13 protein-coding genes are annotated in these 17,347 nt (G+C 55.8%); 6 read left to right on the forward strand and 7 right to left on the reverse strand.

What is annotated here, in order from left to right:
* Positions 1–194 precede the first annotated feature (194 nt).
* Positions 195–986, reverse strand: coding sequence for an enoyl-CoA hydratase (locus AU11_RS07800; RefSeq protein ID WP_051687030.1), 792 nt, complete (start codon positions 984–986; stop codon positions 195–197).
* A gap of 297 nt (positions 987–1,283) precedes the next feature.
* On the opposite strand from AU11_RS07800, the gene AU11_RS07805 reads away from it, so the two are divergent.
* Positions 1,284–2,066, forward strand: a complete 783-nt coding sequence (locus AU11_RS07805; protein WP_043317704.1) for a tryptophan 2,3-dioxygenase — start codon at positions 1,284–1,286, stop codon at positions 2,064–2,066.
* A 124-nt stretch (positions 2,067–2,190) separates the two neighbouring features.
* Here AU11_RS07805 and AU11_RS07810 read toward each other — a convergent pair whose 3' ends face one another.
* The gene (locus tag AU11_RS07810) at positions 2,191–2,613 is read right to left on the reverse strand and encodes a biopolymer transporter ExbD (RefSeq protein ID WP_043317707.1); all 423 of its coding nucleotides are present in this window, start codon (positions 2,611–2,613) and stop codon (positions 2,191–2,193) included.
* Between the two features lie 166 nt (positions 2,614–2,779).
* Positions 2,780–3,250, reverse strand: a complete 471-nt coding sequence (locus AU11_RS07815) for a methylglyoxal synthase (RefSeq protein ID WP_043317709.1) — start codon at positions 3,248–3,250, stop codon at positions 2,780–2,782.
* A 215-nt stretch (positions 3,251–3,465) separates the two neighbouring features.
* Here AU11_RS07815 and AU11_RS07820 point away from each other — a divergent pair, with 215 nt between their 5' ends.
* Positions 3,466–3,924, forward strand: a complete 459-nt coding sequence (locus AU11_RS07820) for a hypothetical protein (RefSeq protein ID WP_043317711.1) — start codon at positions 3,466–3,468, stop codon at positions 3,922–3,924.
* Positions 3,925–4,043: 119 nt separating this feature from the next.
* Here the strand turns inward: AU11_RS07820 and AU11_RS07825 are convergent, their stop codons facing one another.
* On the reverse strand, positions 4,044–4,889 hold the full coding sequence (locus AU11_RS07825) for a redoxin domain-containing protein (RefSeq protein WP_043317713.1): 846 nt from the start codon (positions 4,887–4,889) through the stop codon (positions 4,044–4,046).
* 123 nt (positions 4,890–5,012) lie between these two features.
* Between AU11_RS07825 and AU11_RS07830 the strand changes: the two genes are divergently transcribed.
* Positions 5,013–5,870 (forward strand): hypothetical protein, encoded by an 858-nt coding sequence (locus AU11_RS07830; protein WP_043317716.1) that lies wholly within the window; start codon positions 5,013–5,015, stop codon positions 5,868–5,870.
* Between the two features lie 74 nt (positions 5,871–5,944).
* Here the strand turns inward: AU11_RS07830 and AU11_RS07835 are convergent, their stop codons facing one another.
* From AU11_RS07835 to AU11_RS07845, 3 genes are all read right to left on the reverse strand, one after another.
* Positions 5,945–9,112 carry an efflux RND transporter permease subunit gene (locus tag AU11_RS07835; protein WP_043317718.1) on the reverse strand — a complete coding sequence of 1,056 codons (3,168 nt, stop codon included), beginning with the start codon at positions 9,110–9,112 and terminating at the stop codon, positions 5,945–5,947.
* Complete coding sequence (locus AU11_RS07840) at positions 9,109–10,323, reverse strand: efflux RND transporter periplasmic adaptor subunit (protein ID WP_081847985.1); 1,215 nt, start codon at positions 10,321–10,323, stop codon at positions 9,109–9,111. The genes AU11_RS07835 and AU11_RS07840 overlap by 4 nt, the downstream gene beginning before the upstream one ends.
* A gap of 287 nt (positions 10,324–10,610) precedes the next feature.
* Positions 10,611–11,381 (reverse strand): cyclic nucleotide-binding domain-containing protein, encoded by a 771-nt coding sequence (locus AU11_RS07845; RefSeq protein ID WP_231491681.1) that lies wholly within the window; start codon positions 11,379–11,381, stop codon positions 10,611–10,613.
* A gap of 364 nt (positions 11,382–11,745) precedes the next feature.
* On the opposite strand from AU11_RS07845, the gene AU11_RS07850 reads away from it, so the two are divergent.
* From AU11_RS07850 to AU11_RS07860, 3 genes are all read left to right on the forward strand, one after another.
* The gene (locus AU11_RS07850; RefSeq protein WP_043317720.1) at positions 11,746–12,987 is read left to right on the forward strand and encodes a TonB family protein; all 1,242 of its coding nucleotides are present in this window, start codon (positions 11,746–11,748) and stop codon (positions 12,985–12,987) included.
* Between the two features lie 202 nt (positions 12,988–13,189).
* A complete protein-coding gene (locus AU11_RS07855; protein ID WP_043317721.1) occupies positions 13,190–15,265 on the forward strand; it encodes a M13 family metallopeptidase in 2,076 nt (691 codons plus the stop codon).
* Between the two features lie 120 nt (positions 15,266–15,385).
* Entirely contained in the window at positions 15,386–17,272 is a 1,887-nt protein-coding gene (locus tag AU11_RS07860; protein WP_043317723.1) for an MFS transporter, read from the forward strand.
* Positions 17,273–17,347: the final 75 nt, after the last annotated feature.

The following is a 17,347-nucleotide window of genomic DNA, read 5'->3' on the forward strand; positions in this document are numbered from 1 at the left end:
TAAAATAAAGCTTATAAACAGAAATAAAAACCAAACAATAAAAACTAAAAAGAAAAATACTCCACAAAAAATGTCAGAACAAAAAAAAGGCCGCCAATGACGACCCTTTTATAGACGGCAGCCCGCTAAATATGCCGAAATCTCCAGATGGGGGGTATTTGCCCCCTTCACCACCCCAGATACCGGCAGTAGCGTCACTCGAACCGGGAAAAATCCGCCGGGCGCTTTTCCATAAAGGCGGTCGCCGCCTCGCGGAATTCGTCCGACTGCAGCCGCTTCTGGAAGTGCCCCGCCTCTTCTCGAATTGCTGTCAGGCCCGCTTCATAGGTCCCCTGCCGCAACAGTTTTTTACTCAAGCGTACGGCCTCAGGCGCCTTCGTGGCGAGATCGGCAGCATGCTTTCTGGCCCGTTCCAGAGCCTCCCCTGAATATACGACCTCATTGCAGATATTTACATCGGCAGCGGTTTGCGCATCAAATTTGTTGCCTAATAGCAAAAGTTCAGCGGCTTTGGCGTGCCCCATGATACGCGGCAAAATCAGGCTGGAGGCGTACTCGGGGCAGAGCCCCAAGTTTACGAAGGGCATTTGAAAAACGGCATCATCTTCCGCAATCGACAGGTCACAGTGCAATAACAGAGTGGTTCCAATACCCACTGCCACGCCGCTGACCGCCGCTATAACCGGTTTCGGGAACTGATAAAGAGCCATCATGAACTGGAAGACCGGGGAGTCTTCGCTGCTCGCAGAGCCCCCCAGGAAGTCCGCAAGATCATTGCCACTGGTAAAAGCGCCACCAGCCCCGGTAAGTATCACCACACGTACCTGAGGATCTGACGCAGCCACATTGAGTAGCTGGGCCATCGCCGCGTACATGGCCTGGGTCAGAGCGTTTTTACGCTCTGGTCGGTTGATCGTGATCTCCAGTACGCGGTCAATTAGCTGGGCGTCTATTTCCGCACAGGGGCTCTGCAAGTGGCTTGGCATACGGGCTCCAATAGTCTGGCGTCGTTATAGGGATTTGGACCTAGTTTAGCCACTGAGGACTGGCACACGAGGTCCAATTCGACCAGTTTGAGTTACCGATTCCAAATACGCGGCTCAGGTGGCAAATAGAGAGAGAGACGCAGGTAGGATTTTTCCAAAATTAGCGCGTCTGACCTTATAATGCGACCAATAAATAGCGCGACTGCGCAATAATACAACTGAAGCACACCAAATTGCGTTATTTTCATTGCACAAAACGCTATGAAACTGACGTTCGGTGAGAGGGGATATTCGAATATGACGGTGACATACAGCTCTTACCTTAAGGTCGACGAGCTGCTGCAATGCCAGCGACCACTTTCAGAGGGCCCGGAACACGACGAACTACTGTTTATCGTGATTCACCAGAGCTATGAACTGTGGTTCAAACAACTCTTGCACGAGCTGGATTTTCTGGTTCGCCTATTCAATGCAGGAGAGCGAAATCGCGCTCTGCATACGCTGAAACGGGTAGACGCGATTTATCGTACCCTGATCCAGCAGGTCGACATACTCGAGACCCTGACACCACTGGAATTCAACTCCTTTCGCGACCGCCTTTCCACCGCCAGCGGTTTCCAGTCCTACCAGTTTCGTGAGCTGGAGTTTCTCTACGGCGCCAAGGATGCCCGAAAGCTCGACAACTACCCCACTGGGTCCGAGCACTACCTGCGCCTTCAGAAGCGATTGCTAGCCCCAACATTGTGGGACGCATTCCTGCAATTTCTCGCACACGAGGGCCACGAGATTCCCGCCTCTGAACGGAATCGAGACTTCAGCCAGGTCGCTGAACCATCGGCCGCCGTGCAAAAGGTTCTGATCGATGTGTATCGTAACGATCCACTGGTCAGTGAAATCTGTGAGGCCCTCGTGGATATCGACACCTCCCTGCAGCAATGGCGCTACCGCCACGTAAAAATGGTAGAGCGCACCATTGGTAGCAAAATGGGCACTGGCGGATCCAGTGGTGTCGGCTACCTGCAGAGCACCCTGTTCAAGCCGGTTTTTCCGGATCTTTGGGCTATCCGGGCAGAGTTCTGATCCCCCGCGACTTCTGCCCCCCCCCTGCTCAGACGCGAGAAATCACAGGCATAAAAAAAGCCAGCAAATGCTGGCTTTTCCATCCTGTGAGAGCCGGGCTCTCGACGAAGATCAACCCTGACGGTCAATCTTCGTAAGGTACGAGGGACACCTGAATATTCGGGTTTACCTCTTTCGCCGCGTCGGCGATGGTCACATAGGTGTCGGCACTGGACTTGTTGTGCGCACGAATGATCACGATAGCCTGTGGATTCTCCGCGAAGAGCTGAGCGATACGGGCACGTACTGCACGGCTGTCAACACGGGTGGGGCCCATCCAGATCTCGTCAGCAGAGTTGACGCTGATCAGGATGTTTTGCTTGTCTGGATCGGGCGGAGTCTGCTCGGTCTGATCCGGATCAGGAACGTTCACGTCCAGCGCCTTCTCTTTTACGAAGGATGCCGTCACGATGAAGAAGATCAACATGATGAATACGACGTCCAACATGGGCGTCAGGTCGATGTCTGCTTTTTCTTCTTCTACGGCCTTACCGCGTCGTCTACTCATAAAACACCGTACAGTTTTTGATTCGAATTCGCCGGATTCACCGGTCTAATCAGGTGGGGAAGATTGCCGGGAAATGGCCATCAATGCAAGTGCAACCTGCCACGTAGCCGCGATCCCCTTAAAAATCAATAAGTTAGAGAGTCACCACTAAGAAAAAGGCTACAAATTAAACAGCAATTTCACCGGTTCTGGCCGCCAGATAGCCCTGATAGTCAGGTACTTCACGGGCGAAACTCTGCGACATCAGCGCAGAATGGATCATCATATCCGCACTGCTGGCGTTGCACGCTACCGGTATATTCCACACCGCTGCGATACGCAGTAGCGCCTTTACGTCTGGGTCATGGGGCATGGGCTCAAACGGATCCCAGAAGAAAATCAGGATATCCACATCCCCCTGGCAAATCTTGGCACCTAGCTGCTGATCCCCTCCCATTGGGCCGCTGAACAGTTTTTCCACAGGCATACCGGTGGAGGCCTCAATCTGGGTCCCGGTGGTGCCAGTGCCGAGAAGCTGGTGCTGCTGCAATATCGCCCGGTGCTTCTCACACCAGGCTATCAACCCTTGCTTACGGTTGTCGTGGGCAACCAGTGCGATGCGCTTTTGCGCGGCGATCGGCTTGTCGATGGTCTTCATGTGACTCCATAGCGGAAGCTAGTCAGCTCTTGCGGCAGGCCCTCGCGGGATCTGGACGCATACCAAAGGAATATGTGGATTATGCAGAATTCCCTGCCTCACATCCATTTAACCACGACCGGCACCCTCGGCTCCCCCCCTTCCATCTATGTATAATTCGCGCCTGCGACACCCGGGCAAATCTGACCCGGGCCTGCTTTTATATAGGAGTTACTATGAGTGTCGGCGCCTGGGAGCCTGCCAATCAGGCTTCCAATGATCAATCCGGTCAGGAAATTGACCGCGCTCTGCTGGAACAGATTCTGGCGCTAATGGGCTGCGACCCGGCAAAAGCCGTGGATCCAGATTGCGCGGCAGCCCCGGCAGCAATGAGCGCCCCCACTTTTGATTCCGCGACGCTGCCCGATGCGCTAAAGCCTGCGCACTGGCTGGCCGGCCTGCCCGCCAGCCGGTGGTTACAAGAAGCCTCACACTGGCAGCCACAGCAAATCTGGGGATTAATCCGCTTTTTCACGCTCGCGGAATCCAGGCTCGATTGGCCCGGCGGCGCCGAGTCACCGGTGATTCCCCTGGCCAAGTCTTTGCGCCAACGCAAGGCGCCCCTGAATAAAGATCAACTAATGTGGATACGGGAACATTCCGACAATCGCTATTTACCCTATGGCCCACTCTGACGTGCATCGAGCTCGAAAGGGCTAGAGGATAAAGGCTAAATATTAGAAAAGGGCGCATCGCTTTCACCGATACGCCCTTTTTCATATGCGCTACATGGCGTTTCCACTTCGACGCGCGTTCAGTCCAGCAACCGATAACACTGGGATCGCAATAACTCCGCACTCGGCAGGGTTCGATAGCTGCCAGGAAGCGCTCGCCACAAAATAGTGCCTTCGTCATCCACCAGCCAGGCACTCGGCCGGACTGCATCAGCAAACCAGGGAGAAACCAGGAGCGGAGCTCCATGGCGGGCGACAAATTGGGCGGGCCCGGCTAGCGGTGAAACCTCGTCAGAAAACACAGGCGAGTCAGAAAGTGGCTTCAACAAATCAGCCGGCCAGGAAGAAGGGGGCTGAGCACTCCACAGCAACACGCCAATCTTCTTCCGCTCAAATTCAGGGCGCAATTCCTGTAGCGCTACCAGCTGGTGACGGCTATCGGCACAATAACTGCCCCGAAGGAATATTACAAAGACACCACTCAAGCCATTTACCGCACAAAAATCGCCAATTTTATGCTGCCGCCCCTCACGATCGCTCAACTCAGGAAACTCCTCGTTTACAGCGGGCATGTGTGGGTGGGATATCGCACTGAGGTGGTACAGGTAAATCAAAAAGGCAAAAAGATTGAAAAGCACAAGATAGATTGGCAAGCCACGCTGGGTATCCGCCAGCAGAGTCAGTGCGAGCCCTGCCAAAACCGCAAAAAAAGCCGTGGATTCACGTAAGTCCCCCGCTAATTTCTGAGGTCGTAAAAATCGCATCAGCATCCAGAGCGGCAGCGCCAGTGCATTAATTATTACACCCAGCCAGGCAACTTTTTCAGTGGTAGCTGCACTCCCCAATAATGGGATCAATGCACCGAATCCGCAGACCAACAGCCATGAGAAGGTGAAAAAAGTAAAAAAAGCCTTAATTTTATTCATTACGGAGTAAAAACACCCTGAAAACACTTGCATTCAAGTATATAAATAAGCTGCAATTAGCGCGATGAATTCCACTCATCCAAAATAACACCTAAATACTAAATTTAGACACAGGGATATTTTATGGCCGTACGTAAAAGTAGCGCTTCTCGCGTAAGTGACGTAGCAAAACTGGAAGCAGAACTCTCCGCACTGAAAGCTCAACTGGAAAAGGCTCGCAGTGGCCAGGAAGCTGAAGCAAAGAAGGTAGCGGATAAAGCCAGCAAAGAGGCTGACAAAGCTGCCAAAAAAGCACAAGCTGCCGCTGACAAGGTAAAGGCAGTACGCGCGAAGAAGAAATCCGCAGCTCAGCAGAAGCAGCTGAAGACTGCTCAAGCTGCTGCCGCGACCGCCAAGAAAGCAGCAACTGCAGCCAAAGCCGCTGCGGCTGACGCGAAAGCCAAGCTGGCAACCATCGCCGCCGACAACAAACTGGCAATCAAGATCGCCAAGGCCGTAGCCAAAGAAGAAGCAGCAATCACCAAGAAGCTGGCCGCTGCAGAGAAGAAAAAAGCCGCTGCTGCTGCCAAGAAGGCCGCTGCCGCTGCCAAGAAGAAAGCCGCTGCAGACAAGAAGAAAGCCGCCGCTGCTGCCAAGAAGGCTGCTGCTGCTGCCAAAAAGAAAGCCGCTGCTGAGAAGAAGAAAGCCGCTGCCGCCGCTAAGAAAAAGGCTGCCGCTGAGAAGAAGAAAGCTGCTGCCGCCAAGAAAAAGGCTGCCGCTGCTGCCAAAAAAGCGGCTGCGAAAGCAAAAGCCAAGACCAAATCTGCGGCCAAGAAGAAGCCTGGCCGTCCCGCCAAAAGCGCAGCCAAGAAGCCAGCCGCCAAAAAACCTGGCCGCCCAGCCAAGAGTGCTGCCAAGAAGAAGCCCGGTCGCCCGGCCAAATCTGCCGCTGCCAAGAAAGCACCAGCTCGCCGTGGCCGTCCACCAAAGGCCAAGTCCTGATCGGTCAATTCTGGCTAGCAGAATGCAAAAACCCCGGCTCGCCGGGGTTTTTTTTGCCTGTAATCAGGCGCTCCTCAACGAAGCGCTCCCGCACCAATCGGGCCAAACTTCCGGATTAGCCCCTGAATCAGATCCTTCACCACCGAAGGCAGGGCCAGCATTACCGGTGTAACAATCAGGGTTAGCAGGGTTGAGAAGCTCAGTCCGTACACAATCGCACTGGCCAGCTTCACCCAGAAGGAGGCGATCACTCCGTTTACCACCACATCCCGGCCAACCATATCCACACTCACCCCCAACGCGAGGGGCAGGAGACCGAGAATCGTGGTCGCTGTGGTCAAGAAGACCGGGCGCAAACGCTGTGCAGCGGCCTTTACCGCAGCAGCCCCGGCATCCAGCTCCGGTTCGGATTTACGCACATAATTGTAGGTATCGATCAGTACAATATTGTTGTTCACCACGATCCCCGCCAACGCCACAATACCGACCCCTGTCATTATCACGCTGAAGGTGCTCTGGGTAATTGTCAGACCAAGCATGACCCCGGCCGTAGACATAATCACCGATGATAGAATCAGTGCAGACTGATAGAAGCTGTTGAACTGGGTAACCAGTAAGATAAACATCAGGAATAGTGACAGAGAGAAGGCGACCTGCAGGAATACCAGCGATTCACTCTGCTCTTCGTCAGCCCCCCGGTAAAGCAGCTCTACACGGTCGTCCAGCGGGTTCGCGTCCAGCCACTTCCGGATCTCCCGCACTTTGTCATCGGCGAGAACCCCATCTTCGACATCGGCCTTTACCTGCATGCGGGTAATACCATCAATACGTTCAATCTTGTCGACTTTAGGTCCAGCCACAGTGGAGACAAAACTGCTGACCGGCACAGCGCCACCGGGCGTATTCACCTTCAGTGCGTCCAACGCAGTAATTCCACGGGCATAATCCGGGTAGCGAATACGGATATCCACTTCCTCATCGGAGTCGTCGGGGCGATATTCCGCCATCAACACACCATTAGTGACCAGCTGCACCGCGCGCCCGACGCCCGTGAGGTCCGCGCCATATAGCGCCGCCTTGGCACGATCGACGTTCACCTCCCACTCGATACCCGGCAGTGGCGCTGTATTGATGATATCCCGCACACCGCCGAAATCGTTTTCCAGTGCCCGATGCAACCGCCAGGTCTCAGCGAGCAAACGATCGTAATCACGGCTGCGCAGCTCCAGCACGATATCCTTGCCAACCGGTGGGCCGCCCTCAAAGGCCTTGGCACTGGTTTTTATCCCGGCGAAATGGACGGTGCGCTCCCGGATATCAGCAAATATCTCCCGACTTTTGCGCTCGCGCATCTCGGTGGAGTGTAACTCCACCAGCAGATTGGCGATCTGATCGGGAGCCTTTTCCTGGTTGCCCGAGATACCACCGGAGCCAATAGCGGTATACACCACACGCACCTCCGGCACATCCATAACGGCGGCCTCTACCTGGGTGACCAGCGCCCGTTTTTCCTCCAATGACAGGTTCCCCTGTGCCCTTACTTCTACGTTGCCATACTGCTCCTCAGTTTCGGTAAAGAATTCCACCCCGGGGTTGAACTTGCCGAACGCGATAAAGATGGCGATCAGCACCGCGATAGTACTGCCGAAAGAAACCAGTGGGTGACGGACAATCGGTGCGAGCGCACGGGCATAGAAGCCGGTAACGCCGCTAAGCTCGGTAGGATTACCGTTTTCCAGCTGCTTGAGGTATTGCTGGGTTGGTAGATCCATATCACTTTTGCCAAATACCGAGCCCAGTACCGGAGCAAAAAACAGCGCGTAGACCAGAGATCCCGCCAGCACTGCGAATACAGTTACCGGCAGGTAGCGCATAAAGTCGCCCACGACTCCCGGCCAGAAAATGATGGGTAGAAATGCGGCCAGTGTCGTACCCGTGGATGCGACCACCGGCCAGAACATCCGCCGCACCGCAATGGAGTATGCCGCACGTGCGCTGAGCCCCTCTGCCATTTTCCTGTCGGCAAACTCGGTAATCACGATGGAGCCGTCGATCAACATTCCCAGCGCCAGCAGCATCCCGAACATCACCATAAAGTTAAACGAGTAGCCGAGAAGCCAAGTGATGATGGAGCCAAATAATAGCGAGAATGGAATACCAAGCCCGACCAATAATCCGGAGCGGAAGCCGAGGGCTGACACCACAATGATCATCACCAGCAACATGGCGGTAAGGATATTGCCCTCCATTTCACTGACCATATCCCGCGCCCAATCAGACTGGTCGAAGACAAAATCTACGTCCACCCCTCGCGGCAAGTAGTCGCGCTCGGCATTGACTACCGCGCGCACCTTGTCGGCCAGGTCTACCGCACTGGCGCCGGTGCGCTTCTCCACGTTAATGGAAAGCCCCTGGCGGCCATTCACACTGGTGTAACTGGTCGCGTCCTTGAAGGTACGGCGGATATCCGTCACCTGACCCAGGGTAACGACCCCGTCATCGGACTGCTTCAACGGGATCTGGTACACATCATCGGCCGTTTCAATCAGCCCCGGAACCTTGACCGAGAAGCGCCCCTTACTGACATCCATCTCACCGGCGGGGATCAGCAGGTTATTGCCCAGCACCGCATTGATCAGCTCACCGCTGGTAATCTGGTAGTGCTCGAGCCGTACCGGGTCAATAATCGCCTCAACCACCTCTTCCCGGTTGCCACTGATATCGGCGCTCAGCACTTCACTGACGTTTTCAATTTTGCGCTTTAAAACCTGCGCACTGCGCAGCAGTTCCCGCTCACTTGCCCCATTGCCCGCAAGGGTCACGACGATTGCGGGAAATGGCTGAGCGGATGCCTCTTCTACGATCGGCTCTTCCGCATCGCGGGGCAGCTCCGCCTTTGCCCGGTCCACCGCATTGCGTACTTCATCCACAGCAGCATCTATATCCAGCGCGGAGTCGAACTCGATAACGAGATACACCAGTGACTCCCGAGCGGTGGCCATAACCTCTTCCACCCCCTCAAGCGCGCGAATCTCCTGCTCCAATGGCCGAATCAGCAGGCGCACCCCGTCTTCCGGGGATATCCCCTCGTGCATGACCTGAACAATCACGATCGGCGGATTGACCTCCGGGCTGGACTCCACCGTCATGGCACCGCGGGCCGCAATCCCCATGATTACGATGAGAACCATGAGGCTGAGGCTGCTGCGAAAACGATCAACAGCTCCTTCCAACAGTCTCATTGCTGCGACTCCTCCGGCTGCTGCCCTCGATGGGAAGTTTGCTGCGCGGATACCGCCGTGGGACCGCCTGAACTACCACCATCGCCGGACAGTGGTGCAGGCAGGTCACCGGCAGAATTCTCCAGCTCGAGTTCCACCAGTTCACCGACACTGACATATTCCTGCCCCACGGTAATCAACAGTGTCCGTGCAGGCAGCCCGGCAACCCACACTCCCTCATTTTCATCACTCACCAGGCGGACACTGTGAAATGCCACCCGGTGTTCATTATCGAGAACCTTCACCCCCAGCAGGCCCGCGTCATCGAGCGTCAGCAGCGAAGAATTGATACGGTGTGCCATCAGCTGGCCGGTGGGCAGCGCCATGCGCGCACTCACACCACTGCGCAACGTGCCTTCGCCATTGGCGACGGCTACCTCCACACGATATGCGCGGGTGACCGGGTGGGCCTGCTGGCTCACGTAGCGAAGACTGCCCTCCATCACCGCGCCACCCTGCAATTGCGCGCTCGCCTGTGCGCCAGGCATCAGATTAGCCACCTGCGACTCGGAAACTTCTCCCACAAGAAGCATCGGGTCCAGGTCCAGAATGGTTGCGCACTCCTCACCTCGACGAACAAAATCCCCAAGTTCGACAGCTCTACTATTTACCACCCCGTCAAAGGGGGCGCGGATGCTCAGGTTCTGCACATCCAGTTGTGCACGCTTCAGGTCAGCGCGTGCACTGGACAGAGCCACCTGCTGCTGCGCCATTGCCGAATCCGACTGCAGGCCCCGCCCCTTCAGTTTTTGCGCACCGGCGAAATCCAGCTCCGCCTTTTTCAAGGCCGCCCGCGCTCGTGTCAGCTTTTCAGGTCGATCCTCGGCAGCCAGCTCACAGATCACATCGCCCTTACTGACCCGGTCACCCTCGTCGACCGGCAGCCCCGCCACCACACCATCAAGCTCGGCACGCAGCTGAACGCTGCGATTGGCTTCGGTACGGCTATTGACCACAACACGTGTGGTATAGGGTTGTGCCTCTATATACCTCCCCCGAACCTTAACCCTCTCGGCGGGTGCCACAGATGACCGGCTGCTACTCGTTGGGTCCACCGATCCGTTGTCACTTTCGACGAGCAGACCGCTCAGCAGCCAGATGGCCGCCATTCCCCCAACAATGACCGCCGCACGATAGTTGCGTTGTCGCCAGAGCCCCAACAGAAAACTCATACCCGCATTCCTGACTGCAATATTTGAAATTTGTTAAGTGTGGATTTTATGCACAATCCATGAAGGGTGCAGCGTCCAAAGCTGCCGAATTACGAAATCCACAGGCAAAAGCCACGACTGCACGTCAATTCAGGTCAGCTAGCTGTTACCTAAGGACGGAAAGCGGCACAGAGCATTGGAAAGACGCAGTGGACATGGACACCGCAGACAGCCAGTCCGGCACTATACGCCGGACCGAGATTGCAGGTTCACCGCCATGAGGGCAGCGGTGAGAAATCTTGCGAAAGTCAGGAGAGGATCGATTCCAGAAAATCAGACATGTCCGACTCTTCAGTGGCGAGCTGCCCGGCACCGAATTCTGCATTCCAATCAAGCAGAATCCGCGCCAGATCCCGCGCCTGGTCTGCCAGAGCCATCAGTTCTTCCTTGCAGTTTTTAGGTCCGGTGTACAATTTCAGGCGCCGATGACTGTTGGCGAGCTCGTGGTTGGGATACTTGGAGCGGTACACCTCAAGTTTCCAACGTAGGGAATGCACCATATTCCGGTAAAACACCAGCTTGGTCGGTAAATGCAGCAGAGAAAAGTCTTCCAGATCGCCAAACAGCGTACAGTCCACCGCTAGCACCTGTATTTCCTGTCCTACCGGAGCGGCCACAATGGTAGCGCTGCGGGGCTCGGCCAGAAGCATGGCAAGATCCCCAAACACCTCGCCCGGGCGGATGACAGCCAGAGGACGGTCGTCCTGGGAAGCGGCGGCATCATCGACATGCACATGCAGCTCGCCCCGCAATAGAAAATATACCCATTGGTCCACATCACCAGCGTGCAGCAGGGCCTCCCCCGGATTCAGGGATACCAGGCGGGAGCGTTTCAGCAATACATCGTACTGCCACTCACTGGTGGCGCGGATATCGCGGAAGAGGTGAATAACATTTAATAGGCGATCCACGGCGTCACGCGGGTAATCGCTAAGCAGCTTGTAATCCATGTAAAACTTGACTGTTGCGTCGACATTCAATTGCAGCGGTGGGAATGGCCCGGCACCGCCTCTGCGCACCGTAGCTTTCTTTGTGCACCATCCGATCACGCATTCTAGGTGTAAAGTGACGAGTGTCTGCCCCGGGATTTCGGGAAATTGAAAAAACGAGACATTTTACCCATTTCAGGGTTGAACTCCATTGCAGTTGCAGTAGAGTTGAGCAGACCCTGGATCAAAATCGCGCTATTGGTGGGCACTTTCTGACCGGCACTCCCGGCATGAATTTTCCATCGCTGTATGGTGCGCATTTTACCCGGGCCGCGCCTTTCGGGGGGAAGGTGCGACCGAAGCAACTGATCATCCTCAGGGGTAATGGAAGGGGACTCAGTGCTTTACCTGCCGGTTTCTGCCCATCCGGCGACAAAAAGATACCAACGCAAAAATGAAATCGATAAAACTCGTCATTGCCCTGCTGCTGTTCGCTTCGGCCCTGACAGCCAAAGCGGCACCGCTCCTGAACGGACTGGCTCTGGAGCAACAATTCAACAAAGACCGCTATATCGTTGGCGTTTACTCGGAACAACTCTCCGATAGTGCCAGCACGCTGCTGGACAGTAATATGCCTCGCAGCATGCAGGTACGTATCATTGCTGATCGGCTCTCGGCACGTCGCTTCCGTAACCAGTGGATGGAAGGTATCGCGATCAATAACGCTGGCGACACGCTCGCCAACCAGGCGGATAACATGGTGACCTTCGCCAACCTGTTTAAGGGCAGGCTGATGACAGGTGACCACCTGCGCATTGATTACGCTCCGGATACCGGCACTACCTCAGTCTCGCTCAACGACATCATGCTCGGCATGATCGAAGACCGCGAATTTTTCAACACCCTGCTGCGTGCCTGGGTCGGCCCCGTCCCACCCTCTACCGAATTTCGCGACAACCTCCTCGCGGCAGGCCAGGTGGATTCCGGCCTGCTGGCTACCTACGAAGCTCTGCAGCCGGGCGCGGACCGGGTTGCCCAGATTGCTGCAATGGTCGACGAGCAGGAAGCGGAACAGGAAGCTGTTGCCGAAACCAAGCCTGAGCCCGCCAAGCCCGCACAGGTAGCTACCGCGAAACCCAAACTGACCGCGGACATTCCACCACCCACTCTCGCCGCAATTGGCGCCGCCGCTATCCAGAAGCCTGCTGCCAGCGTCGAGGAGCCCGCGCAAGACCAGCCGGCTTCCGCCCGCGCCGAACCCAAGCCTGCCGTTGCCGCCACCACCCCGTCAACGCAGCCGAAACCGCTGAAGCCGACCACCACCCGCCCAGCAAGCCCGCCACTAGATGAGGAGGAAGAACTGGAGGAAGAGGACGAAGCTCCACTGACGGCGGATATGATTCTGGCACGCCAGATCTATCACTCCATGCTGCTGCGCCACACGTTTAAGCACATCCGTTACCCGAAACGCGCTCAGGAGCGCGGCCAGGAAGGGAGCGTGCGCCTGAATGTCACCATTGACAGCAACGGCAACGTCACCAACGTAAGCACTTTGCAGGAGTCACGCTACTCCAGCCTGAACCGTGAGGCACTCGAAGCCGTAGAGCGCGCGGGGCCATACCCTGCCACGCCCGCGCAGCTGAAGATGGAAGAGTATCGCTTCTCAGTACCCATCACCTTCCGCCTACCGGATTGATCTCAACCCGGTTCGCAAAAAAGCCCCGCTCTGCGGGGCTTTTTTATGCCCCGGTACCTGCCCCAATACCCGTCGCCTGACAGCAACCACTCGCCGCACTAAAGCTTGCCGGTATCTCCCGCACACGCATACTATGGGAGTCACCAAACTTCGCCCGGCTCACCAGCCGGACTAAATCCAATAAAAGCCCAAAAGGCCAACCATGAAAAAACTGCTTTTACCGCTGGCGATTGCCACTGCCATTACTACTGCAGGCGGCTGTGCCAAATCCGACAATACATCCGTTGACGGTGCCGATACCAAGCCGTCCACAGAGCAAGCCTCCACTACCGCTCTCAGCTCCGGTATTGACCTGAGCGCCATGGACACCAGCGTACGCCCACAAGACGATTTTTATTCCTACGTGAATGGCAACTGGATAAAAAATACGGAAATTCCCGCAGACAAATCCCGCTGGGGTGGGTTCAGCATTCTGCGCGACAAAGCCACCGAAGAAGTAAAAGCCCTGATCATGGAAGCCGGTGAGCACGCCAACAGCGCTGCCGCCAAGCAGATTGGCGACCTCTACAACAGCTATATGAATGAAGAGCTGATTGAAGAGAAAGGCCTTAAGGCTATTGAAGGCGAACTGGCAAAAGTTGATGCCATTCAGTCACACAAAGACCTGGGCGACTTCTTCGCCTATGCGGACACCGTAGGCTACAGCACCCCTTTCAGCGCAGGCATCTGGCAGGACCTGAAAGAAGTCGAGAATTACATTACCGTTATCTGGCAAGGAGGGCTGGGACTTCCCGATCGCGATTACTATTTCGATGATTCGGAGAAAGGCCAGAAACTCCAGCAGGCCTACCGCGACTATCTGATAAAAATGCAGAAAATCGCCGGTCTGGATAACCCGGAAGAAAATGCCGAGAGCATTTTCCAGTTGGAAAAAAATCTCGCTGAACACCACCGCACCCGCGTGGAAAACCGCGATCCAGACAAGTACTACAACAAACTCAGTGTTGCTGAGCTGCAGGCGCTCCTGCCCGCCATTGATCTGGAAAGCTACCTGAGCAAGGCGCATCTGGAAAAAGCCGAAAGTTTTATGGTCGGCCAGCCGGATTACCTGGAAGCGGCCAACCAGGTCATCGCCGATACGGATCTGGCGACCTGGAAACGCTACCTGAAGCTTAAAGTTCTATCGGCTGCCGCTCCCTACCTGCACAGGGAAATTGCACAAACCGATTTCGACTTTTACAGCACGACCATTCGCGGAGTTCAGCAGATGGAACCCCGCTGGAAACGCGCAGTGCAGTTCGTAAATGGTTCAGTGGGCGAACTGGTGGGCCAGCGGTACGTCGAGAAGTACTTCCCGCCGGAAGCCAAGGCACGCATGGTCAAACTGGTGGACAACCTCAAGGCAGCCTACAAGGAATCCATCGAATCCCTGACCTGGATGAGTGAGGAAACCAAGAAGGAAGCTCTTACCAAGCTCGCCAACTTCACCACCAAAATTGGTTACCCGGACAAGTGGCGCGACTACAGCGCGCTGCAGGTCGACGCCGATGACCTGGTGGGCAACGCCATCGCCGCCACCCTGTTTGAAACCATGCACGAGCGCGACAAACTGGGTAAACCTCTCGACCGCGGTGAGTGGGGCATGAGCCCGCAGACGGTTAATGCTTACTACAACCCAGCCATGAATGAAATTGTGTTCCCCGCCGCAATCCTGCAGCCACCCTTCTTCAATATGAATGCGGACGATGCAGTAAATTATGGCGGTATCGGTGGCGTGATCGGTCATGAAATCGGCCACGGCTTCGACGACAAGGGTTCCAAGTTTGACGGCAGGGGCTACCTGAACAATTGGTGGACCGATTCCGACCTGAAAAACTTCGAGCACCTGACCGGTAAGCTCGTCGCTCAGTACAACGGCTTTGAACCCCTGGAAGGCGAGCATGTAAACGGCGAACTGACCCTGGGAGAGAATATCGGTGACCTGTCTGGTCTGGGCATTGCTTACAAAGCCTACAAGATGTCTTTGGATGGTAAAGAAGCACCGGTAATCGACGGTTTCACTGGCGATCAGCGCGTATTCCTGGGCTGGGCACAGGTGTGGCGCAGCAAAATGCGTGACGAGGCTCTGAGCGAGCGCCTGAAGACCGACCCGCACTCCCCGGCCGAGTACCGTGTTCAGGGCGTACTGCCGAATATCGAAGCCTTCTATTCCGCGTTTGACGTGAAGGAAGGGGACGGTATGTATCTGCCGGAAGAAGAGCGCGTGGTTATCTGGTAATCAGTACCACCATCGCCTCTTTCGAAGCCCCGCTCTGCGGGGCTTTTTCTTTAGGCTCGGCCTGCCCCTATCTGATTGAATGGCTTACCATAGTTCTCAAAGGACTTTGGGGAGACCAAAATGGCCCACAAGAACCAGTTCCAGCTGCTCGGCAGCCGTCGCTTTCTACCCTTCTTTTGCACTCAGTCTCTGGGCGCGTTTAACGACAATGTATTCAAGAATGCATTGATCGTGATGATCGCGTTTCGCCTGGCCACCGCGGAGGCGAACTTTCTGATCAACCTGGCCGCAGGCCTGTTTATCCTGCCATTTTTTCTGTTTTCCGCCACCGCCGGTCAGGTGGCAGACAAGGTCGACAAGAGCGTACTGATTCGCCGCATCAAACTGGCGGAAATCGGTATCGTGCTGTTTGGTATCGGTGCCCTGTATAGCGGCAACAATTACCTGTGCCTGCTGGTGCTATTTTTACTAGGTGTCCAGTCCGCCTTTTTCGGGCCGGTAAAGTACGCGATCCTGCCCCAGCACCTGCAAAAAGCAGAACTGGTGGGCGGGAATGCACTGGTGGAGATGGGGACATTCGTTTCGATTCTCACCGGCACCATCGTCGGCGGCCTGCTGGCGGGCTTTACCGGTGAGGGTGAACCCGGGCTGCTGTGGATCTCCGCGGTGATACTGGTCACGGCCATTACCGGTTACCTGGTAAGCCGCGCAATTCCCCAGGCAGTGCCACCCGCGCCAGACTTGCAGATCAACTACAACCCGGTAACCCAGACCGGCCGTATTCTCAAAGAAGCCGCAAAAACGCCCGCGGTGTTTTACGCGATAGTCGGTATTTCCTGGTTCTGGTTATTGGGCGCCGCCTACCTGACCCAGATCCCCAGCTTGACTCGCAATGTGCTGGGGGGCGGCGAGTCCCTGGTTACCCTGCTGCTGTGCTGCTTCACCATCGGGGTCGCCATTGGCTCACTGCTGTGCGGACGCCTGTCCGGTGGGAGGGTGGAGCTCGGTCTGGTGCCCATCGGTGCCGCAGGTTTGACCATCGTCGGCGTGTTACTGGCATCGGCCACCGGCAACTACCAACCACCGGCGGAAACCACCGTCGCAGCCTTCTGGGCGAATGACGGCGCGCTGGGAATTCTGGTCAACCTGACGTTGATTGGCATCTTTGGTGGCTTCTTTATCGTGCCACTGTACTCAATGATGCAGGAGCGCTCCGATGCGACTATCCGCGCACGTATCATCGCGGTCAATAACGTGATGAACGCGCTGTTTATGGTGGTAGCGGCCATCCTAGGCATCGTTTTTCTTAATGTGCTGGGTGCCACCATTCCGCAATTCTTCCTGGTAATCGCACTGATGAATGCGGCGGTCGCCATATTCGTGTTTACCCGGGTGCCGGAATTCGCCATGCGCCTGCTGATCTGGCTGCTGTCGCATACCATGTATCGGGTAAATCACGAAGGACTGGAACGGATCCCCGCCGAAGGGCCGGCAATTATTGCCTGCAACCATGTGAGCTACGTGGACGCCCTTTTATTAGCCGGGGCCGTGCGCCGCCCTATTCGCTTTATCATGTACAAACCGATTTATGAGATTCCGGTACTGCACTTTATCTTCAAGACCAGCCGCGCCATTCCGATCTGCTCCAAACAGCAAGACCCGGATGGTTACGCACAGGCCTTTACAGCTATTGAGCAAGGGCTGAAAGACGGCGACCTGCTGTGTATTTTCCCCGAGGGCCAGCTGACCAAAGATGGGGAGCTACAGCCTTTTAAAGCCGGAATCGAGAAAATCCTGCAGCACACACCGGTGCCGGTCATTCCAATGGCGTTGCGCGGTTTGTGGGGCAGCTTTTTCAGCCACAAAGATGGCAGTGCATTTAGCACTTTGCCGCGACGCTTTTGGTCGCGAGTCAGTGTGGTGGCGGGGGACCCGCTGGCCGCGGCAGACGTGAAAGCAGAAGCCCTGCAGGAAACCGTACTGGACCTACGGGGAGAAGCGCGCTAGTTGATCGACCAAAGGGACTGCGCACACCACAAACAAAAACGCCGCGGAAATGACCGCGGCATTTTTTACTCTGGA

This window comes from Microbulbifer sp. HZ11 (assembly GCF_000708675.1).
Lineage (GTDB): Bacteria > Pseudomonadota > Gammaproteobacteria > Pseudomonadales > Cellvibrionaceae > Microbulbifer.

Coding starts and splice junctions, on each gene's coding strand:
- AU11_RS07825 (WP_043317713.1), bottom strand. CDS start 4,889: ATGAATAAAATTAAGGCTTTTTTTACTTTTTTCACCTTCTCATGGCTG.
- AU11_RS07805 (WP_043317704.1), top strand. CDS start 1,284: ATGACGGTGACATACAGCTCTTACCTTAAGGTCGACGAGCTGCTGCAA.
- AU11_RS07855 (WP_043317721.1), top strand. CDS start 13,190: ATGAAAAAACTGCTTTTACCGCTGGCGATTGCCACTGCCATTACTACT.
- AU11_RS07850 (WP_043317720.1), top strand. CDS start 11,746: ATGAAATCGATAAAACTCGTCATTGCCCTGCTGCTGTTCGCTTCGGCC.
- AU11_RS07860 (WP_043317723.1), top strand. CDS start 15,386: ATGGCCCACAAGAACCAGTTCCAGCTGCTCGGCAGCCGTCGCTTTCTA.
- AU11_RS07800 (WP_051687030.1), bottom strand. CDS start 986: ATGCCAAGCCACTTGCAGAGCCCCTGTGCGGAAATAGACGCCCAGCTA.
- AU11_RS07810 (WP_043317707.1), bottom strand. CDS start 2,613: ATGAGTAGACGACGCGGTAAGGCCGTAGAAGAAGAAAAAGCAGACATC.
- AU11_RS07840 (WP_081847985.1), bottom strand. CDS start 10,323: ATGAGTTTTCTGTTGGGGCTCTGGCGACAACGCAACTATCGTGCGGCG.
- AU11_RS07815 (WP_043317709.1), bottom strand. CDS start 3,250: ATGAAGACCATCGACAAGCCGATCGCCGCGCAAAAGCGCATCGCACTG.
- AU11_RS07835 (WP_043317718.1), bottom strand. CDS start 9,112: ATGAGACTGTTGGAAGGAGCTGTTGATCGTTTTCGCAGCAGCCTCAGC.
- AU11_RS07820 (WP_043317711.1), top strand. CDS start 3,466: ATGAGTGTCGGCGCCTGGGAGCCTGCCAATCAGGCTTCCAATGATCAA.
- AU11_RS07830 (WP_043317716.1), top strand. CDS start 5,013: ATGGCCGTACGTAAAAGTAGCGCTTCTCGCGTAAGTGACGTAGCAAAA.